Genomic DNA, 19,790 nt, shown 5'->3' on the forward strand with positions numbered 1-19,790 from the left:
GGAGCTCTGGCCGCCGCTTCGTGTGGCAAAGAGCTAAAAGAAGAAATGGCGGGTGGAGATGACATGGGATGTAGATGGATTGTTGAAGCTGGGAGTGGAGATCGACACCAACCCGGAGAAGATGATCGATGCGATTAAACATCATCTGAAGGTGCGCGATCGATATGGGCTGATACAGCCCCTCGAAGCGAATGCGGTGCAGCGCGCCTTCGAAGCGAGGCGCGAACGATGGAATATCGTTCTGAAGGCGCGGCAGATGGGCGTGACGACCTGGGTTGCGGCGAGGCTGTTTCTGAAGACCATTACGGCTGGCGGCGTGCTGACCGTACAGGTGGCGCAGACTCGCGAAGCTGCGGAGGGAATCTTCCGCATGGTGCAGCGTTTCTGGGATCAGTTGCCGCAGGAGGCTCGAGAGGGTCCGCTGCGGCGCAGCCGTGCCAACGTGGGGCAGATGTGCTTTCCAGAGCTGGATAGCGAGTTTCGCATTCTCAGCGCTGGCGATGAGGGCGCGGGACGCGGGCTTTCGATCCAGAATCTGCACCTGAGCGAGGTGAGTCGCTGGCCGGGCGATGCGCAGGAGACTCTCGCCGGGCTGCGTGCCGCCCTTTCGCCGGCAGGGGAGATGATCATCGAGTCCACCCCGAATGGAGCCTATGGCTGCTTCTACAGTGAGTGGAACCGGGCTGCGGCGAATGGTACGGTACAGCACTTCTTCCCATGGTGGATGGAGTCGGCTTATGTAGCAGGTGCAGTTACAGATCTGACTCCCAAGGAGAAGACTCTGGTTCTGGCACACGGCCTGACGGCACAGCAGATCGGATTCCGGCGAAACCTTGAGACCAGCTATCAGGGTCTGCGATCGCAGGAGTTTGCGGAAGACGCGGTTACCTGCTTTCGCGCGACCGGTGACTGCTGCTTCGATGTTGCGGCGATCGAAGAGAGGCTTGCGAAGACATCGGCTCCGATCGAGACGCGGCGCGGAGGTGCGTTGCAGCTCTGGCTGCCTCCGCTTCCGGGCAATCGCTACCTGGTGGCGGTCGATACGGCGGGCGGCGGGTCGGAGGGAGACTATGCCGCCGTGCAGGTGATCGAGCTCCATACCGGTCTGCAGTGTGCCGAGCTGCGGCAGAAGCTGGGCCCGCTGGAACTGGCAGGCGCAGCGGTGGATCTCGCACGGGAGTATGGGAGCGCAAAGATCGCCGTCGAGCGAAATAATCATGGCTCCGGCGTGCTGGCGTACCTGGACAGTGTGCATCGGTATGCCAATGTCTATGAGATGGACGGAGCGGCGGGCTGGCTGACGACCGCAGGAAACAAGCCGCGAATGATTGGCCGGATGGGCGCGCTTCTGGTCCAGTCGCCGGAGATGTTTGCCAGTTCGGTGCTGCTGGGGGAGTGCAGAACCTTTGTGAACTGGCCGAACGGACGCACCGGTGCCGCAGCGGGCGCGCATGACGACTGCCTGATGGCGATGGCCATCGCGCAGTCGGTGCGGGCGGAGATGCTGACGCGTGCATAACGGGATCCGGGCGGCAGAGAGCTGGTGGGGCTCGGCCGCCCACACCCTGTATTCTGCTGTTGCGAGAGGAAGGCAGATTTGGCGGTACTTGCAGTGCAGGCGATTCGACGGATGCGGGGAGGCGCGCAGAGCCAGCTGATGCTGGGTGCGGACGGAAAGCTGTGGGTGGTGAAGTTTCAGAACAATCCGCAGCACTGCCGCGTGCTCGCCAACGAATTCCTGGCGACCCGGTTGGCTGCCGTGGCCGGGCTTACCGTGCCGTTGTGCGATGTCGTCGAGGTGACGGATTGGCTGGTCGCAAACACGCTGGACATGGTGGTTGAGCTTCCTCGGGGACAGCGCGAGCGATACAGACCGGGGCTGCAGTTCGGATCGCAGTTTGTGGGTGGGCTGATGCCGGGACAGGTGGTGGACTACCTTCCCGATCCGCATCTCGACGAGGTGAGAAACCTGCGGGAGTTTGCCGGAATGCTTGTGATCGATAAGTGGGCGGGAAACTGCAACGGACGCCAGGCGGTCTTTGAGCGCAGGCCGCGTGAGCGCAAGTATCGCGCGACCTTCATCGATCAGGGGTTCTGCTTCAACGCGGGCGAGTGGAACTTTCCCGACTCGCCGCTGCGGGGCGTCTATCAGCGCAACCGCGTCTATGCGTCGGTGACGGGATGGGAGAGCTTTGAACCGTGGCTGAGCAAGGTTGAGGCGATGGAGGCAGATACAGTCTGGAGGATCGCCGAGCAGGTTCCGCCGGAGTGGTATGGCGGCGATACCACGGTGCTCGAGCGCCTGATGGAACAGATGCTTGTGCGGCGGTCGCGGGTACGCGAGCTGATCGCGTCGTTCCGCGACTCGAACCGGGAGCCCTTCCCGATGTGGAACAAGGTTACCAAGGTTGTTGTGCCCCGGCAGTTCGCGGAGGCGGGCGGTGCGGGAACATTTGTAATGTAGGGAAGCTGAAGGCTGCATTTTGGAGGTTGATTGCCTGAGCGGGTCCAATGCGAGTTCTTTCTCATCCGGTATGTGCCGGATGTGGTGAAGGGCGAGTTCACGAACATCGGGGTGGTGCTGCGCGAGGCCAATGCTTCGTCCAGCCGCGATGCCAACGCAGTGGTGCGGTTTACCCGCGACTGGAGCCGCGTGCGCTGCATGGACGCCGACGCCGATCTTGGCCTGCTGGAGTCGCTCGAAGGCGAGATCGCGGAGCGGCTGCGGCTGGGGGCGGCGGACACGAAAGAGGTGCTTCCACTGCTCGAGGATACGCTTTCGAACTCGGTGCAGATCTCCGAGGCGCGGGCATCGCTGGCCGAGAATATGGCGGCGGAGCTCGAGCAATTGATGCGGATGTACGTCGAGCCTTTGAAGGTGAAGCAGGAACGGAAGAAGACAGGACGCGCCGCGATCGCGGGCGCGATGCGGAGCCAGTTTGAGCGTGCCGGCGTGTGGGGGCTGATGCGCAAACGGATCGCGGCCTCTCTCTACACGCGGCCGGGCGATCCCATGAAGATCGACTGCGGCTACCGCGTCGATGGAGGTGCTGCAAACGCGTCGGGAGTGATTCGCCTGTTCCAGGCGGTCTCGCTTGAAGGGGATGTTGAAGCGGCGAAGGGGCTGGCCTGGTCGGCTCCGCAACTCCGCGAGGGCGTGGAGCGTGTGGAAAGTGCGCGGCTGGAACTAACGGCTGTGGTGGAGCCGCTACGCTCGATCTCCGATGCTGAGGACGAGGCGATGGAGCGGTATCGCTTTGGTGTGGAGGCGATGGAGCGCGAGGCGATTCGTGTGGTGACGTTGAACGACCTGGCGCGCGCTGCCGAAACAGCGCGGTTGGAGCTGAGGGTGTGACGGGTTGAGGGTGTGACGAGCTAGACAGAGCATCAAGACAGAATCACGGGCATGGCCGACGAGGCCGTGCCCTTCTTTTTTGCGACAGACCACAGCGAAGGACGAGGTGAGTAGATGGGAGTTCGGGAGACAGTGAAGGACGTCTGGCAGAGGCTGGCCGGCGTGGATGCGGCGGAGGGTGATGCCACCAGGGGCGACAGGAAGACGAGGATGCTGCCCTCGATCCTGACGCCTTATCGGGGAGCGCGCTCGGGACAGGAAGCGTTGCCCAAACCGACGCCGGCGAATCTCAGAAAATTTTCCGAGACGCCGGTGGTGCGCCGCGCGATCAACCTGGTGAAAGACAAGGTGGCCAGCATGGACTGGCAGGTTCGCGTGCGTCGAGGATACTCGGCGGATGCAGTCGAGAACGTGCAGGAACGGCTCGGCATCCTTCGCCGCTGCATGGAGGAGCCCAATGCCTCCGACAGCTTCCGCGTGCTGTGGGAACAGGTGATCGAGGACCTTCTCGTAGGAGGTTTCGGGGCGGTCGAGATGGAAGCGACCGGAGACCCGCTTCGGCCCTTTCATCTGTGGGCCGTGGATGGCGCAACCATTCAGGTCGACAGCCGATGGGATGGCGATCCCGCAGCGCCGCGCTACGCGCAGGCGACGGGAAGACTTGGCGCGGATGCCCTGGTCCCGCTGCGCGACGATGAGCTGATCTATGTGCGGCTGAATCCACGCAGCCACACCCCATTCGGTCTGGGAAGGCTGGAGGTCGCGTTCGAAGCGGTCAACCAGTTCCTCAGCGCGCATCGCTATGCGGGACGGCTGGCCTCGAACTCCGTGGTGCAGTACGCCCTGTGGCTGAATGAGGCGACACCGGAGCAACACGACCGGCTGATTCGCTGGTGGCAGGACGAGATTGAAGGCACAGGCCGGGTGCCGGTGCTGAGCAGCGAGAAGAAGCCCGAGGTCTTGCGCTTTGCGGGCGGCACCGATGCCGATCTGCGGCTGCAGTGGCAGGAGATGCTGATCCGCATGATCGCCAACGCCTTCGAGCTTCCGCCGATGCTGCTGGGCGTCGAGGGCGACGTCAATCGCTCGACCGCCGCTGAACTTGCCGATGAGGCCTTCCAGAGCGCTGTTGTCCCTGTGGCGAAGTTACTCGCCGAGCACATCACGCGCGACCTCTTCGCCAAGAAGCTGGGCTGGCGCGAGTTCGAGTTCTGCTTCAACGAGCTGGAGGGCCGCGACGACGCCAGCGAAGCCGCGATTCAGAAGACGCTGATTGAGGCTGGCGTGCTCACGGTCAACGAGGTGCGCGAGATGCGCGGTCTCGCGCCGCTTGCGAGCAAGGAGGTTCAGCAGTGAGGATAACGATCGACAATCTCGACGGAGCGGGCGTGCGCGATTACACTGCGTCCGTCTCCGCCGCCGGACCTCTGAAGATCGAGCGGACCCTCAATGCTCCTTCGCGCTGTACGGGAATGCTGGATGTGAGCGCGTCCGGCCTTCCCGTGCCGGTGAGGCGTGCGCGGATTGTGGTCTCGGCGGACGACGGTACGCTGTTGTTTACGGGGTATATGGCGACGGAGCCGGAGAGCATCTACGCCGGCATGGCGAGCGTCGGACCGGTCTATCGGCTTACGTTCAGCGCCCTCAGTGACGAGTGGCTGCTCGACAAGCAGAGCACGCCCCCGGGGGGTACCGGTCTCGCCCAGCCAGGCGGCGAGCTGCTGCGAACGCTGACCAGTCGTGTGGACGCAGGACGCTTTGTAACCGAGGCGATCGACGATTCGGGCACAGTGGGGGTCTTCGCGCCTGCGCAGGCTTCGTCGTGGTCAGCCAACGCGGGCGAGATCGCAGATGCGGCCTACGCCTCCTACCGCGTACTGGACGGAGCCGTGAGCCTGCGGACCGCAGGTACGACGACGCATGTGTTGAACGATGGCGATGGAACTCTCGATATCGCAGCGTTGAGAACGGCGTCGGTGCGCGAGCTTGCCAACGACGTGACTCTGAGCGGCGATATGGAACCGGCGGCATACATCATGGAGACCTTCCAGGGGGATGCAACGACCAGCGTCTTCGATCTCGCGGAAGCCCCGTACCGTCCCACTCGCATAACCCGCTCCGCCGCCAGCTCGACTGCTTCGCAGGTCTTTCTGGACAGCTTCAACCAGGGCACGATCAACCCTGGCATCTGGTCGGTTCGAGATCCCGGCTCGTTTCTCTCCATCACTTCGTCGGGACTCACGATGACCGGCGGCAACGGCCTCGACGGACAGACGACCCTGACCGGGCTCGACCTGATCGAGATGGGAGGAACGCTCATCGTCGAAATGGGAAGCCTCCAGCTCAGCAGTCCGAGCACGGGCATCCTCTGCGGTTTGTATAACGGAGCCGTGCTGAGCGCGAACTGCTTCGCCGGATACAACGTGCGGCAGAGCGGTGGAGCGACTCTGGTGGTTCCATTCGTGAACGGCGCTGAGGTCGGGACGCCATTCACGGTGCTCAACGGACACAAGTACACGCTGCGCATCCGGCTTCACTGTCCGGAGACCGAGCGTGTGTTACAGACCTGGTACACGATGGTGGATGGCGTGCTTCAATCCTTCGGTGGCGGGTCGGTAGATGCGCCGATGTCGCTGCTGTTCGAGCTGGTCGACCAGGGCATCTCTTCGAACATGCCTGCGACGGTGCTCTACTCCGGCCAGGTGGCGACGTCACCAGCACGCTGCAGCTTCGCGGCCTTAGACAGCGTGGAGCTGATCGGCTCTCTGGGATACTGTCGCATCACGCAGGCGGGGTCTGTGTGGATCGTCAGCACGATGGCCGACGGCACACAAATCGTACGCATGACGGGAGCAGCGGGTGAGGGCGTGGACTGCATGGTCTCGTCGGCGGGTAGAATCACCTTCTTCTCCGGCAGGATTCCCGTAGTTGGCGAGCGGTTTACCGTCTGGTATCGCGGACGCAGGCGGTCGGTTGCGCGACTGAACGATCCGGCCAGTGTGGAGGCGGAGGCCGCGGGAGGCATACCCGGCGCGGCGCAGTGGCTGGGTAAGGTGCTTAGCCCTCCTGCACGCAGTACGCAGGACTGCGAAAACGCAGCGCTGGCGGTGCTGCGATTCGCATCCAGCCGGTCGGCAGCGGTCTCCGGCAGCTACACGATGATCAATCCCGCGGCGGATATCTGGCCCGGCGATGTGCTCGAAGTAAACTCCGGCGACGATACGCTGAAGCTGATTGTGCGCAACGTAACGATCGACGACGGCCATGCCCGGCCCGAGCTGATGCAGTATCGCATCGCCTGCGCCAACGACTGGGCGGAGGGCCTGGGACTGAAGCTGTCCGAGGCTGTCGCCGTGGATGCGTTGTTGCCCGAAACGGCGGCAAGCGCGCCCGGAGCCGTGCTGCCGAACCTGCAATCCCTGCAGGTGGTGAGCGCGACGGGGACAGCGCTGCAAGTGGACGCCGGAACCAATCCGCCGCCCGGGGGCGGCTTCGAGGTTCGGCGTCGCGACTGGGACTTCGGCCCGGGTGTCGATCAGGATCTGGTGTTGCGTTCGCCGGTGCGAAGCTTTTCGATTCCGCGCGAGGCCCAGGTCGAGCGTTACTACGTGCGCATGTACGACGGATCCAATCCGCCGGTGTACTCGCGTTTTTCAAGTGCGGTGTTTACAAATCTGCCCGTCGCTTTCTGACGGGCTTGTTGGGAGCTACAGGATGACGGAGTTTGAAAGCAAGGTCCTCGGGGACCTGCGTGTGTTGAAGAGCCAGATGGACAATTTGCTCGGAGTAGGTCAACCGGGAAGGTTGATTCACCTCGAAGAACGGGTGGAGCGGCACGAGCGAAGCGTGCAGCGTGTAAAGGGATTCACCACGGCTGTAGGCGCTTTGGTGACTCTCGCTCACATTGCAATCGACTATTTCCGGCGATAGCCCAAGGACGAAAACTACAGGAGAACAGCAATGGACTTTCTAAAGATCTTCCTCCGCGGACTGGCATTTCTGCCTGCTGCGCTGCACGGTACCGAGGCTCTGATCGGGGAAGGTGGTGGCGAGCAGAAGAAGAAGGCCGCGATTGAAATTGTGGGCGCGGCCATCAACATCACCGATGCGGTGACGTCGAAGCAGATCGTCGACGCCGACCGTTTTACAGCAGGGCTGGGCGCCATTATCGATGGCGTGGTCGAGTGCCTGAACGCGAGTGTATGGGCGAAGTCGTAGCGGGTGTTCTCAGCGGCCAGTAGCGAAGATGGCAGCGAGCTCATGCGGGGCGACGACCTCGAGCTGAGCGTAGGTGCATTCGGCAGGTGGCTTGTCGGTGCGCCAGTGGCGAAACTGGGCCATGTGGCGAAAGCGCGTGCCCTGCATGTGTTCGTAGGCGACCTCGACCACGAGCTCGGGTCGCAACGGCTGCCAGGAGAGGTCCTTGCCCTGGCTCCATCGGCTCTGGCCGCCGGGCATGCGCTGGTCTTCGGCTGCGCCGCTGGCCTCGGACCCAGCCTCGGCCCATGCGCGCCAGGGATGATCTGTGAGTGCGCTGCGGCGATAGGGCTCGAGAAACTTGACGAGCTCACGCCGCTTCGCCTGGGTAAAGCTTGCGCAGACGCCGACGTGCTGCAGCGAGCCCGAGGCATCGTAAAGGCCGAGCAGAAGAGAGCCGATCGCCTCGTTCTCCGCGTCCTTGTGCCAGCGAAAACCTGCAACGACACAGTCGCAGTCGCGCTCGTGCTTCACCTTGAGCATGGTGCGCTTGTTGGGCTGGTAGGTGCCGCTTGCGGGCTTGGCGATCACGCCGTCGAGCCCTGCTCCCTCGAAGCGCTGAAACCAGTCGCGCGCGGTGGCGACGTCGCGCGTGGCCGGGGTGATGTGGAGCGGCGGCTCTGCGGATGCGAGCAGCGATTCAAGCTGCGTGCGCCGGTCTTCAAAGGGCTGCTGACTAAGATCGCGATCCCCGATGGCGAGCACATCGAAGAAGACGATGGAGGCGGGAATCTGTTGCGAGAGCATCTTGATGCGAGAGGCCGCGGGATGGATGCGGAGCTGGAGCGCGTCGAAGTCGAGGCCGTCGCTTCCCGCGATGACGATCTCGCCATCGAGTACGCAGCGTTCAGGAAGCCGCGATTTCAAAGGCTCAAAGAGCTCGGGGAAGTAGCGGTCGAGTGGCTTCTGGTCTCGGCTCTGAATCATGAGATCGTCGCCGTCGCGGAACAGCAGCGCGCGAAAGCCATCCCACTTGGGCTCAAAGATCCAGGAATCCCCATTTGGGATCTCATCGACCCGCTTGGCGAGCATGGGCAGGACCGGCGGCTGCACAGGAAGATTCACGCTAGCGATGGTATACCTACGTGAGAATTTATAACCACGCACTTACGATTCGGCCTGCGCTGCCCAGCAGCTTCAGGTTGTCCTTGCGATCTGTGAAGTAGCGGGCGTTCAACTCGTCGCTGCCGAGGTCTTCGATGGTGCGAAAGGCGGCGAGCTCGCTTGCCATCTCTGAAGGGGTGAAGAAGAGCTGAAAGGGTTCGCCTGCCAGCTGAACCCGTGAGGCTAGCGAATCGTGCGCGAGCTGCTCGAAAAATGGCAGAGCCGAACGCGGCTGACCGTAGTCCATGACTACGCCACTGCCCGCGAGCGAGGAGGCGATGAGTGCGAGGGTCGAGCGAAAGGCAGCATTCGTCAGGTAAGGTACGACACCGAGCCAGGCAAAGAACGTGGGCACGGAGGCATCGAAGTCTGCGGCCGCAAGCTGCGTTGCGAGCTGCTGATGCTCGAAGTCCACTGGCGTGTAGGTCAGGTTGGACGGGATCGAGATATTGTTGGAGGCAAGTAGCTCGTGCTTCCACTGCTGCGTGGCGGGATGGTCGACCTCGAAGACGTGAAGACCGGGGAAGGGGTTCCGATATGCAAAGGTGTCGAGTCCAGCGCCTAAGAGGACATATTGACCGACACCGCGTGCAACCGCCGCGGCGAGCAAATCTTCCGCATAACGACTGCGCGCGACGAGGAACGCGCGCAGCGAGACGGAGAAGGGCTTTTGAAGCTTGGTGATCGTGCGCTCGACTTCGGGAAGGTATTCGTTGCCGAGGATGGGGACCGCGATGGGGTCGTCGAAGACGAGCGGCTGCGCGTCGTAAAGCTGATGTGCGGCTCGTCGCATGGCGACACGGAGTGCGGTGCGGGATGGGCGGGCGGCTTCCATGACTTGTCTAAATCTTATTAGCTCGTGGTGAAGCAAATGAGACGTTGCGTGATCCTTCCTGTTAACTCTTCTTTATCTATGTGATGTGGAAGGTGCGCCGGGCCGGTAAAGTTAAAGGTACGGTGAGCAATCCGCCCTCAAAATCAGTGACCCCACCCCATCCTAAAGGCCTTCTGGCCCGATCCTCGGCTGTCGCCGTTGCCAGCGGCATCCTGATGAGCCGTCTGCTCGGCCTGGTTCGGGATCGTGTCTTCGCCCACTACCTCGGCAACTCCGATATCGCCGATGCGTTTCGTGCCGCCTTCCGTATCCCAAACTTCCTGCAGAACCTCTTCGGCGAAGGCGTTCTATCTGCGTCCTTTATCCCGGTCTACGCGCGATTGCGGGCAGAGGAGCGCAATGAGGAGGCTTCGGAGCTTGCGGAGGCGATCTTCGCGATCCTCGTGCTCGTCACGTCGGTGCTGGTGTTGGTGGGGGTCTTCGCTGCTCCACTGTTGAGCGACGTCATTGCGGCAGGCTTCGACGGCGAGAAGCGCGCCTTGACCATTCGCCTGGTGCGAATCCTGTTTCCGGGAGCGGCCCTGCTGGTGTTCTATTCGTGGTGCCTGGGAGTCCTGAACAGCCACAGGAAGTTCCTGCTTTCCTATGCCGCTCCTGTGGTCTGGAACGTAACGATGATCGCGGCCTTTCTATGGGATGACGGACGCCAGGGGCAGGTGCACCTGGCCATCGTGATCGCATGGGCTTCGGTGATCGGCAGCGGCCTGCAGTTTGCAGTCCTGTTGCCGGCAGTTCTGCGCCTGCTTCGGCCGTTGGTTTTGCGGCTCCGTTTGCGCGATAATTCTGTGCGGACCGTGGTTCGTAACTTCTTCCCGGTCTTCTTCGGACGCGGAGTGGTCCAGGTCAGTGCGTTTCTCGATTCCATGATCGCGAGCTTTCTGCCGACCAGCGCCGTCTCCGCGCTTGCGTATGCACAGACCCTGAATTCGCTTCCTGTCAGCCTGTTCGGAATGGCCGTCTCCGCCGCTGAACTGCCGGCAATGTCGAGCGCGTTGGGAAGTTCGGAGCAGGTTGGTGGAGTGCTGCGCGAACGGCTGGCACAGGGACTTAAGAACATTGCGTTCTTTGTAGTTCCTTCGGCAGTGGCGTTCCTGATCCTGGGCGACGTCATCGTGGCGGCGATTTACCGGACCGGTCAGTTCACGGCGAAGGATGTGACGCTGGTCTGGAGCGTGCTCGCGGGTTCTGCCGTCGGGCTGCTGGCTTCAACATCCGGAAGGCTGTATGCGTCGGCCTTCTATGCGCTGCGCGATACGCGGACGCCGCTGATCTTTGCGGTCATACGGGTGGTCCTCACGGTGGCCCTGGGGTACTTCTTCGCCCTGCCGCTGCCGAAGCTGCTGGGTGTGGATCGTCTGTGGGGCGTGGCCGGACTGACATTCTCTGCCGGTCTTGCCGGCTGGGTCGAGTTTGTTCTTCTGCGACGTGAGCTTCACAGGAGAATCGGCGCGGTTCCGTCGCAGCGCTCCCGCACAGCGAAGCTCTGGGGTGCGGCGGTTCTGGCCGCACTGATCGGGTACGGCGCAAAGCGGCTGCTTCCCATCCCTCCCGGCCATCTCTCGGCTTTGACCGTGGGTGCGATTGTGCTTCCGCTGTTCGGAGTTCTGTACCTGGTCTTCTGTCGGCTACTTGGTATCGCCGCGCCGAGCTCGCTGCAGCGATTGTTCCGTCGCGCCTGAGCAGATCTGTACCGGCTGGCGCCTTTCGAAATGACTCTCTTCCATAAAAGGCTCTTCCAGAAGGGCTCATCTAGCTTTGGTTCCTGCCGATGAGAGCACTGTGCCGTCAGGCACCAGGGAGAGGGAGAGATGATCCGGCAGGCAATCAATTGCGATATATGTGGGGCGGAGAGGCTGGAGCCCGCGAGTCATTGGTTTGTGGCGGACGAGGTAGGCGGCGAGCTCAGGCTGCGCGGATGGCAGTCACCGAAGGGCGCTCGAAAGAATATGAAGCATCTGTGCGGACAGAAGTGCGTGCAGCGGCTGATGGACAACTTTACGGCGTCGATGATGGCCGGCCTGCAAGTGAGCAAAAACACGAAGGAAGCCGTCTCCGAAAAGAAGGAGAGCTTCGTGGAGCCTGCGTCCGATCACGATGAGATTCCCATTCTCGAGCGTATGGGCTATGACCGGGAGACCGTGGCGATGATTGAAGCGGACTCCTGGGCCGGACCGGCGCGTCCCAAGGAGAGTTCGTGGGGCGCGAGTGACAAGGCGAAGAGCGAGCGCGAAGGGTTTCTGAATGCGACCCGTGTGAAATCGCAGGGGATACGGCCGTTTCAGCGTCCGGCCTGAACCTGTCGAAGAAGAGTTGCGGGTCGGGAAAGGGCCGTTTTCTGGTTGTACGAAATGGGTTCGAACCGACGATCGATTCTTAGCTTCCCTTGGGTGAGACTGGCGCCCGCTGCTGGTGCGCCAGTCTTTAGGAGACTTCCTGCGAGGTCGCCCATGTGAGGGCCTGCGAGAGATACTGCTTCATCTCCTTGCGGCCGACGATGGCGTCGAGAAAACCGTGCTCGAGCAGGAACTCGGAGCGCTGGAAGCCTTCGGGAAGCTTCTGGCGAATGGTCTGTTCGATGACACGAGGGCCGGCAAAGCCGATCAAGGCGCCAGGTTCGGCAATGTTGAGGTCACCCAGCATCGCGAAGCTCGCGGTGACGCCACCGGTGGTGGGATCGGTCATCACGGAGATGTAGGGGATCTTCTCGTCGTCCATCCGCGCCAGTCCTGCGGAGACCTTCGCAAGCTGCATCAGGGAGGCGATGCCCTCCATCATGCGGGCTCCGCCCGAGGCCGAAACGATAATAAGAGGATGGCGGGTCTCGAGGGAGCGATCGACGGCGCGGGCGATGGTTTCGCCGACGACCGATCCCATGGAGCCGCCGATAAAGCTGTATTCCATGACGGAGAGCACGACCGGCTGCGGACCGAGATTGCCGATGGCGTTGATGATTGCGTCGTTGAGCCCGGTCTTTCTGCGGGCGTCGGCAAGGCGGGCCTTGTAGGGCTTCAGGTCGGTAAACTCGAGCGGGTCGGTCGAGCGAAGGTCAAGATCGACGAGCTGATAACCGGGTTCCAGCAGGTTTTTGATTCTCTGACGTGCCCCGATGCGGAAGTGGTGTCCGCACTTGGGGCAGACGTGAAGATTTGCCTCGAGATCGGCCTTGAAGATCACCTGCCGGCAGTCCGGGCAGCGCACCCATAAACCTTCGGTGCGGACCGTGCGTTCGGAATCGTTGACGATCTCGTTCTCTTCGCGCTTAAACCAGCTCATGCCTGTCGTATGCCTTCCGGATATGCCTCGACTATTGTAGCGTTCGCGTCCATCAGCCGGTGACGATGCCCATACAAAGGATGGTGCAGGCGATGGCGAAGATGTCCTCGCTTACGGTCACGTGCCATGTCTTGCAGCCGATGCGATGGGTGAGCTGATGCCGGAGCTGGTAGGCCGCGAAGGCTCCCGCGAGCGAACCCAGAACCCCCAGAATCACACCCTCGATTCCCGGAGCGTCCAGCGAAGAGGCGACGATCGCGCCGACCAGCCCGCCGAAGAAGACGCGGATTATGAGCACAACGGGACGCGTCGGGCGGGGCATCCGGGAGTACTTGTCGGCAACGTATTCGAGAGTGGCTAGCGCAGTGAAGAGGATGACAACCGCAAGTTTGGCGGACCACCAGGCCCAATGGTCCACGGGAAGAAGTTTGAGCCAGGCAAACCAGCAGAGGACCGTGATCGGCGTCAAGGTCCGCATGCCCGTGATGAAGCCGAGCAGCGGAATTGCAATGAGCCATGTGAGGACCTCGAGGGTCATGACGCTAACTCCTCCTCTAGGACATAAACACGGAACATTCCTGCCAAGTTGCCACCTGTAGGGATGGACGAGCGCACGACGCATGAAGACTCGCACAAGTGGCGGGGACGAATCAAAAGTAAGAAAGCCCGGCCTGCATCTGTAATGTGAGATGCGGTCCGGGCTCAGAGCTGTTTCGGCTGGAATCAGGCGACGGGCTGGGGCTGGCGGAGCCAGTCGTAAAGCGGAAACTGGTCGGCAAGCCCAGCGACCTCCGTCCGAATCGCGCGGAGACGTGCTGGATCGTTGCGATGTTCGAGCGCGCTCGCAATCCAGCCTGCGATGGTGCGCATCTCGGGCTCCTTCATGCCGCGCGTTGTGAGGGCCGGCGTTCCGATACGGATTCCGCTGGGCTTCATGGGCGGGTTGGTGTCGTAGGGGATCGCGTTCTTGTTGACGGTGATGCCGGCCTCCCCAAGCGCGTTTTCGGCTTCGGAGCCGAGGATGCCCTTCTGGAAGACATCGACGAGCATCAGGTGATTGTCGGTTCCGCCGGAGATGATGCGGAATCCCTCACCGGCGAGTGCCTCGGCCAGAACTTTGGCGTTGGCGACGACCTGGTGGGCATAGGTGGAGAAGGAGGGATCGAGGGCCTCTTTGAAGGCGACGCCCTTGGCCGCGACGATGTGCATCAAAGGGCCGCCCTGCTGACCGGGAAAGACACTGCGGTCTACGGCTGTGGCGTGCTCCTGCTTGCACAGGATGAGGCCGGCGCGAGGACCGCGCAGGGTCTTGTGGGTGGTGGTGGTGGTGATGTGGGCGTGCGGCACGGGTGAAGGGTGGGCTCCACCGGCGACCAGGCCGGCGAAGTGGGCCATATCGACCATCAGGAAGGCTCCGACCTTGTCGGCGATGGCGCGCATGCGGGGAAAGTCGAAGATGCGCGGGTATGCGCTGCCGCCCCCGACGATCACCTTCGGCTTTTCCCGCAGGGCCAGTGCTTCGAGCTCGTCATAGTCGATGGTCTCGGTGTCTTTGCGGACCTGGTAGCCGACGATTCGGTAGAGCTTGCCGGAGAAGTTGAGTTTATGGCCGTGTGTCAGGTGGCCACCGTGCGCCAGGTCGAGGCCCAGAACGGTGTCGCCGGGATTGATGATAGCCATGTAGGCGGCGGCGTTGGCCTGCGAGCCGGAGTGGGGCTGCACGTTGGCGTGCTCGGCTCCGAAGAGCTTCCTGGCGCGATCGCGGGCAATGTTTTCAACGACGTCGGCGAATTCACAGCCGCCGTAATAGCGCTTGCCGGGATAGCCTTCGGCGTATTTGTTGGTGAAGACGGTGCCGGCGGCCTCCAGCACGGCTCGGCTGACGAAGTTTTCGGATGCGATCATCTCGAGGCCTTCGTGCTGGCGGACGACTTCGTTTTCGATCTGTGCGGCGATCTCAGGATCGGCTAAGGCAAGCGGCGCGTTCTGGTCGATAGGCATGAAGATATTTTATGCCCGGTAAGGCGGGAGCCCTAGAACCAGCAACATCCGGGAAGGGAAGGTAGCGCCTAGAAGACGCTGACCTCCTCTTCGGTAACGAGTTGATCCACCCGGATGTTCATGGCTTCGCCGAGCTGGCGGAAGGCTTCCCACCATTCGTCGGTCCAATAGCTCCTGTCGCTGCGGCGCAACAGGTCGTTCCAGATATTCTGGGCCTGCCAGAAGTTCATCTCGAACGGGAGCTGCCGGAAGGTCTCCGCAATGACGAGGGCCTCCGTGAGCGCCTTGGAGGCCGGTTCTTCACCAGATGCGGCCGCCTCAAGCTGGACCATGGCGCGTTTCATCCGCTGGCCGGCGGCATAGCCGAGCTCGTGGGCATTCAGAAAGATATGTTCGGCGCTGGCGCGGTGGGCAAGTGCAAGCACGTGGTCGGGTTCGAAGTTCTCTGACTCGATAGCGCGCCGCAGCATGGACCCGATGGCATAATTGGCAACTACTTCGAGAGCTGGCGGAGGAGCCATGCCGCAATCGGTGAGGAAATCGAGCAGTGAGGCGTGGTCCTCGTAGATCTTGCTCAGCGAATCTTCCATCTCTGCAACTGTCTGGGTGAGGATCGCCTGAAGGATCCGGTGCTGTTCGTCGGCGAAGAGCGAGAGAAGCGAATAGTCCATGCCTCCGAAGAGCTGATCGATCAACCGGATCACCTCAGGAAGATTGGCCCGGCGCATAGCTGCGGCCACGTCGCGGCAGAAGGTCTCGAAGGCTTGCACTTGGGCAGGGTCGGAGGAGTCGTAGCGCTTGACGGCGGCGGAGAGATTCTGGTCGCCCAGATGAAGAACGGCGAAGCAGATTTCCTCGGTCTCCTCGGTGATGCGGGAGTCGATCCAGGCGGCTCCGAGAGCGACGCGTCCACGACCTGAGCTGAAGACCTGGTGACTCTGTCGCCGGACGTTGTAGCAAAACAGCTCGCCCTGTTCCGGATACGAGCGAAAGATGGAGCTGATGGCGTAGTGGGCGCCTACCTCTTCCAGGCCGATCTTCATGCCGGTCACGAATCGTTTGTAGACTTCTGCGCCGTTGCCGATCTCGGGAAGGTTGCTGGTCGCAGTGGTCAGTATGTCCAGGAACCCGGCCTCGAGGACCTCGCCCGGCTTGCCGAAGAGCCGAGCGGCAAGCTGAAGAACGCGAGCCGCGTAGGCGATCACCTGGACCGTCTCGATTCCGGAGACCTCATCGAAGAACCAGCCGCAGCTGGTGTACATCAGCTGAGCGTGGCGCTCCAGCTCCATCAGCTCAAGCGCGGTGATGCGCTCGGCCTGCGAGAGCTCATGGGTGGCGTGCGTGTCGAAAAAGGCGTCGATGTTTGGGCGCGAACGGTCGAGGATGACGCTGATATAGGCGTCGCGAGCCGCCCAAAGGTCTTTGAACAGCTTTTTCGACAGCTTTTCAGCCAGGGGAATCGTCGCGTCCCGAAGCTGATCGAGGCCCACACGCAAGGGTGTTCGCCACTCCTGGTTCCATCCCGGGCGTCCGCTGTTGCATCCGCAATTGGAACGCCAGCGCTCGACACCATGAGCACAGCTCCAGGAGGTATCGTCAACGATTTCGGCCTCCCAGCACGGAGGATACTTTGCGAGAAACGCCGCATAGTTAATGAGCTGGATCTGCTGTTCGTCTTCGAGCCAGTGGATTGCGTAAGAGAGAGCCATCTCTCCGTGTCGGTGGTGATGGCCGTAACTTTCGCCGTCCGTCGCCACATTGGACAGCGCGGGTTGGCCGTCGACGACCTTGGAGCCATCGCCAAATCCGGAAACAAGTCTCTTTCCAAAATCGACGCCACTATTAAGCAGGCCCTCGAAGGCAATGGCGCGGGAATTGGGCCCGTTGTAGAAGAAGACCGCAATGGACCGGCCCTCGTCGAGCTCGACCCTGTAAGGATGGCGGGTGTCTACGGAGGCGCCCGGGGTCTCGGTCCAGGGAGTGCCTTCGAGCGAACTCTCGGGCTCAGCCGGATCGATTGCGTCTTGTAGAGGACGAACTCTCGCGCATTGATTGGGCGCGAGGATGGTAAAGAGGATGCCTTCCTCGGCCATCAGATCGAGAACGGCGCGGCTGGCCGCCGTCTCTGCCAGCCACATGCCCTCGGGCTTGCGCCCAAACCGGTGCTCGAAATCAGAGATGCCCCATCGGATCTGGGTGCGTGCATCCCGCTCGTTCGCCAGCGGCATGATGATGTGGTTGTAGACCTGTGCCATCGCCGATCCATGGCCGCCATTATGCTCCGAGCTGCTGCGGTCGGCATCGAGGATCATGCGGTAGGTACGCGGGGCAAAGTCATTGAGCCAACTCAGCAACGTGGGGCCAAAGTTGAAGCTGATCCACGAGTAGTTGTTCATGATGCGAACGATCTTGTTTTCCTTATCGGTGATCCGGGAGGCGCCGTTCGGCGCATAACACTCGGCCGTGATGCGATCGTTCCAGTCGTGATAAGGGGCGGCGGAATCCTGCACCTCGACCGTCTCGAGCCAGGGATTCTCGCGCGGGGGCTGATAGAAGTGTCCATGAATACACACATAACGCGGCGTTTCGCCACGCGGCGTTTCGGTCAAATCGGAAGCGTTCGGAGATTGTTCGGCTGTTGCCATCTTCTACCTTAGAGACAATCGGGCTGTTCGGGGTTGGTATGTCGGCGCAATTCTTGAAGATAGAGAGAAAAGTGCGCGCGGGAAAATTTATCAGAGTTTGACATCGGGATTCCAAGCCAACGGTATGCCCATGAGTAAGTGCCGGACATCGATCCTGTCTCGAGGGACGAAGAGTGGCTGTGCGCGCACCAATATCAGTCGAACGGATCAAGATTCCGCAGCCCCCGGTCTTGGCGATGCGGCGCCATTGGCGAGATCGCAGGCCCGCCACATATACCAGCTCGCGACCGAGCGCCATGGAGCCCAACGGCGTGCTCGCTTATGCATGACCTCCGCGGAGGGAAGATCGCCGGGAGTGACCTTGGCCGTTGCCTTCAGTCGCTGAAAGGTGAGTGCGAAGCCTTTGCGCACACCATAGTCCGAAACCGGAAGAACGTCGGGGCGGCCCAGTCTGAACATCAGAAACATCTCTGCCGTCCAGCGGCCGATGCCGCGAACCTGGGTGAGGTGCTCGATGATCTCTTCGTCGGACATGCGGCGAATGCGCGCAAGCGTCGGCACGGTTCCGTCAACGGTCTTGGCCGCCAGATCACGCAACGCCAGCATCTTGTTGTGGGACAGGCCTGCCGTACGAAGCTGTTCATTGGGACAGTCGAGCAGGTGCTGCGCCGATGGATGTACTCCGATTCCGCAGACGTCATGAAAGCTCTCAATCACGCGCTTGTGGATGGTGGCGGCGGCCTTGCCGTGTAGCTGCTGATAGATGATCGATTCGACGAGCGCCTCAAACGGAGACAGTGAGCTGGCGAGCCGAAGCGTGAACGGACCGGCCCGCTCGATCAGACGGGCTAGTTTTGAATCGGCTGCGGAAAGATGTGCAACGGCTGCGCTGGAATCATAGTGTGGCGCGCGTGGACGAAGAAGGATTCGAGCCATGTGGACGACCGTAACAGAGAATGCCTGACTTCAAGTTGCTGCAGCAGCTGATATTAGCCGAAATCCGGTCCGATTGAAATCGGACTCAAACGGTGCGGATTTACAAGAGAGATACCTTTAGGGCAGGGTAGATGTTGTGGTCAGAGGCGCTCCGGATGCGTGGGTACACGAGATATTGTGCAGCCACTATCTCGAGGGGCATTCCACAGGTTTCGATAATCGAATTCGTGTGCGAAAAATCACTTTCGAGTATCGGTCACATGGTTGGGGATGCCTTTTTCCACTGCTATACTCAGATTTTCTGAGAGACGAAAATTTCCGGCTGAAGCCTACGGGCGGAAGCCGAAACCACCGATGCAGGCACTGATCGGTGCAGCAGCCAAGAACCACAACCCTTGAACCCCCTTCTCGGCCTGAGGACAGGCAAACCGGAGAGGAAGCAGGAAAGCACTCATGGCGCAAGTTTTTGACCGCAGTTCGAACGCGTTGGCTCGAGCGAGCCTGGTTTTGACAGGCTTGATCGTCATCGCGCTCGGCATTGCCCTGAATCAGCTGCAGCGATCCCCGTGGGTGACCAAGCAGGGTCAGCGGCCGGATCAGCCGATTCCATTCAGCCACAAGCACCACGTCGAAGGGCTCGGGCTGCAGTGCCAGTACTGCCACACGCAGGTGGAAAAGGCGGCCTATGCCGGAATTCCGCCAACCAAGACGTGCATCAACTGTCACGCGCAGATCTGGACCAATGCCGACTATCTGGAGCCGGTGCGCGAGAGCTGGGCGACCGGAGCCTCCATCCAGTGGATCCGCGTCCATGATCTTCCGGACTACGTTTACTTCAATCACGACATTCATGTGAATAAGGGCATCGGCTGCGCCAGCTGTCACGGCCGCGTGGACGAGATGCCGCTGATGTACCAGGAGAATACGCTGCAGATGGAGTGGTGCCTGAACTGCCACCGCAATCCTGCCGTGAACCTCCGTCCAACCTCGGAGATCTACAACATGGCCTGGACCGGGCCGTCGAGCACGAAGCCGGTCTGGTGCGCGTCGACTGGGCAGGGTGGGCCGACTGCGAATGCGGTCGCCTGCACGACTACCGATCCGAACAAGGGTGGTTCTGAGTTGGCTGAGCTGCAGGGTGGTCCCGCTGGTACGGCTTCGGGCGCGGTCAGCGATGTTCCGGCGGGCGGAGTTGTGATTCCGGCCAGCTACCAGAAGTTCACCGGCCAGATCGAGCTGGGCAAATACCTCACCGCGCAATATCACATTCGCACGCCGAATGAGCTCTCCAGCTGCGAGACGTGCCACCGATGAAGACGACAGG

General features: G+C 61.6%; 17 protein-coding genes. 10 read left to right on the plus strand and 7 right to left on the minus strand.

Annotation, left to right across the window (positions count from 1 at the left end; all coding sequences use genetic code 11):
* The first annotated feature begins 58 nt into the window (after window positions 1-58).
* The 7 genes from BDD14_RS16025 to BDD14_RS16055 all read left to right on the plus strand — a co-directional run bounded on the left by BDD14_RS16025 (window position 59) and on the right by BDD14_RS16055 (window position 7,573).
* A complete protein-coding gene (locus BDD14_RS16025; RefSeq protein WP_130423210.1) occupies window positions 59-1,519 on the plus strand; it encodes a terminase large subunit in 1,461 nt (486 codons plus the stop codon).
* Window positions 1,520-1,597: 78 nt separating this feature from the next.
* Window positions 1,598-2,464 (plus strand): HipA domain-containing protein, encoded by an 867-nt coding sequence (locus BDD14_RS16030; protein WP_165420109.1) that lies wholly within the window; start codon window positions 1,598-1,600, stop codon window positions 2,462-2,464.
* A 30-nt stretch (window positions 2,465-2,494) separates the two neighbouring features.
* Window positions 2,495-3,355 carry a DUF3037 domain-containing protein gene (locus BDD14_RS16035; RefSeq protein WP_130419682.1) on the plus strand — a complete coding sequence of 287 codons (861 nt, stop codon included), beginning with the start codon at window positions 2,495-2,497 and terminating at the stop codon, window positions 3,353-3,355.
* Between the two features lie 114 nt (window positions 3,356-3,469).
* Window positions 3,470-4,711, plus strand: coding sequence for a phage portal protein (locus BDD14_RS16040; RefSeq protein WP_130419683.1), 1,242 nt, complete (start codon window positions 3,470-3,472; stop codon window positions 4,709-4,711).
* Window positions 4,708-7,047, plus strand: a complete 2,340-nt coding sequence (locus BDD14_RS16045; protein ID WP_130419684.1) for a hypothetical protein — start codon at window positions 4,708-4,710, stop codon at window positions 7,045-7,047. The genes BDD14_RS16040 and BDD14_RS16045 overlap by 4 nt, the downstream gene beginning before the upstream one ends.
* A 22-nt stretch (window positions 7,048-7,069) precedes the next feature.
* Window positions 7,070-7,285, plus strand: coding sequence for a hypothetical protein (locus tag BDD14_RS16050; protein WP_130419685.1), 216 nt, complete (start codon window positions 7,070-7,072; stop codon window positions 7,283-7,285).
* 30 nt (window positions 7,286-7,315) lie between these two features.
* Complete coding sequence (locus BDD14_RS16055) at window positions 7,316-7,573, plus strand: hypothetical protein (RefSeq protein ID WP_130419686.1); 258 nt, start codon at window positions 7,316-7,318, stop codon at window positions 7,571-7,573.
* 9 nt (window positions 7,574-7,582) lie between these two features.
* On the opposite strand, the gene BDD14_RS16060 is transcribed toward BDD14_RS16055, so the two are convergent.
* Both BDD14_RS16060 and BDD14_RS16065 read right to left on the minus strand, forming a co-directional pair.
* Complete coding sequence (locus BDD14_RS16060) at window positions 7,583-8,677, minus strand: ATP-dependent DNA ligase (RefSeq protein ID WP_130419687.1); 1,095 nt, start codon at window positions 8,675-8,677, stop codon at window positions 7,583-7,585.
* 28 nt (window positions 8,678-8,705) lie between these two features.
* Entirely contained in the window at window positions 8,706-9,551 is an 846-nt protein-coding gene (locus tag BDD14_RS16065; protein ID WP_130419688.1) for a class I SAM-dependent methyltransferase, read from the minus strand.
* A 122-nt stretch (window positions 9,552-9,673) separates the two neighbouring features.
* Here BDD14_RS16065 and murJ point away from each other — a divergent pair, with 122 nt between their 5' ends.
* Together murJ and BDD14_RS16075 are read left to right on the plus strand one after the other, a co-directional pair.
* Entirely contained in the window at window positions 9,674-11,290 is a 1,617-nt protein-coding gene (gene murJ, locus BDD14_RS16070) for a murein biosynthesis integral membrane protein MurJ (RefSeq protein ID WP_242617986.1), read from the plus strand.
* 129 nt (window positions 11,291-11,419) lie between these two features.
* A complete protein-coding gene (locus BDD14_RS16075) occupies window positions 11,420-11,905 on the plus strand; it encodes a hypothetical protein (protein ID WP_130419690.1) in 486 nt (161 codons plus the stop codon).
* 127 nt (window positions 11,906-12,032) lie between these two features.
* Here BDD14_RS16075 and accD read toward each other — a convergent pair whose 3' ends face one another.
* The 5 genes from accD to BDD14_RS16100 form a co-directional block, all read right to left on the minus strand.
* A complete protein-coding gene (gene accD / locus BDD14_RS16080) occupies window positions 12,033-12,884 on the minus strand; it encodes an acetyl-CoA carboxylase, carboxyltransferase subunit beta (RefSeq protein WP_130419691.1) in 852 nt (283 codons plus the stop codon).
* A gap of 52 nt (window positions 12,885-12,936) precedes the next feature.
* Window positions 12,937-13,422, minus strand: coding sequence for a DUF4126 family protein (locus BDD14_RS16085; RefSeq protein WP_165420110.1), 486 nt, complete (start codon window positions 13,420-13,422; stop codon window positions 12,937-12,939).
* Window positions 13,423-13,607: 185 nt separating this feature from the next.
* Complete coding sequence (locus tag BDD14_RS16090) at window positions 13,608-14,885, minus strand: serine hydroxymethyltransferase (RefSeq protein ID WP_130419693.1); 1,278 nt, start codon at window positions 14,883-14,885, stop codon at window positions 13,608-13,610.
* A gap of 68 nt (window positions 14,886-14,953) precedes the next feature.
* Window positions 14,954-17,530 carry a DUF3536 domain-containing protein gene (locus BDD14_RS16095; RefSeq protein WP_130419694.1) on the minus strand — a complete coding sequence of 859 codons (2,577 nt, stop codon included), beginning with the start codon at window positions 17,528-17,530 and terminating at the stop codon, window positions 14,954-14,956.
* Between the two features lie 207 nt (window positions 17,531-17,737).
* Window positions 17,738-18,466 carry a DNA-3-methyladenine glycosylase family protein gene (locus tag BDD14_RS16100; RefSeq protein WP_130419695.1) on the minus strand — a complete coding sequence of 243 codons (729 nt, stop codon included), beginning with the start codon at window positions 18,464-18,466 and terminating at the stop codon, window positions 17,738-17,740.
* A 453-nt stretch (window positions 18,467-18,919) separates the two neighbouring features.
* Here BDD14_RS16100 and BDD14_RS16105 point away from each other — a divergent pair, with 453 nt between their 5' ends.
* Window positions 18,920-19,780, plus strand: a complete 861-nt coding sequence (locus BDD14_RS16105) for a cytochrome c3 family protein (protein ID WP_130419696.1) — start codon at window positions 18,920-18,922, stop codon at window positions 19,778-19,780.
* Window positions 19,781-19,790 lie beyond the last annotated feature (10 nt).

It is taken from the genome of Edaphobacter modestus (assembly GCF_004217555.1).
Lineage (GTDB): Bacteria > Acidobacteriota > Terriglobia > Terriglobales > Acidobacteriaceae > Edaphobacter > Edaphobacter modestus.

Coding starts and splice junctions, on each gene's coding strand:
- BDD14_RS16065 (WP_130419688.1), bottom strand. CDS start 9,551: ATGGAAGCCGCCCGCCCATCCCGCACCGCACTCCGTGTCGCCATGCGA.
- BDD14_RS16040 (WP_130419683.1), top strand. CDS start 3,470: ATGGGAGTTCGGGAGACAGTGAAGGACGTCTGGCAGAGGCTGGCCGGC.
- BDD14_RS16050 (WP_130419685.1), top strand. CDS start 7,070: ATGACGGAGTTTGAAAGCAAGGTCCTCGGGGACCTGCGTGTGTTGAAG.
- BDD14_RS16090 (WP_130419693.1), bottom strand. CDS start 14,885: ATGCCTATCGACCAGAACGCGCCGCTTGCCTTAGCCGATCCTGAGATC.
- BDD14_RS16085 (WP_165420110.1), bottom strand. CDS start 13,422: ATGACCCTCGAGGTCCTCACATGGCTCATTGCAATTCCGCTGCTCGGC.
- BDD14_RS16100 (WP_130419695.1), bottom strand. CDS start 18,466: ATGGCTCGAATCCTTCTTCGTCCACGCGCGCCACACTATGATTCCAGC.
- accD (WP_130419691.1), bottom strand. CDS start 12,884: ATGAGCTGGTTTAAGCGCGAAGAGAACGAGATCGTCAACGATTCCGAA.
- BDD14_RS16055 (WP_130419686.1), top strand. CDS start 7,316: ATGGACTTTCTAAAGATCTTCCTCCGCGGACTGGCATTTCTGCCTGCT.
- BDD14_RS16105 (WP_130419696.1), top strand. CDS start 18,920: ATGGCGCAAGTTTTTGACCGCAGTTCGAACGCGTTGGCTCGAGCGAGC.
- BDD14_RS16025 (WP_130423210.1), top strand. CDS start 59: ATGACATGGGATGTAGATGGATTGTTGAAGCTGGGAGTGGAGATCGAC.
- BDD14_RS16075 (WP_130419690.1), top strand. CDS start 11,420: ATGATCCGGCAGGCAATCAATTGCGATATATGTGGGGCGGAGAGGCTG.
- BDD14_RS16095 (WP_130419694.1), bottom strand. CDS start 17,530: ATGGCAACAGCCGAACAATCTCCGAACGCTTCCGATTTGACCGAAACG.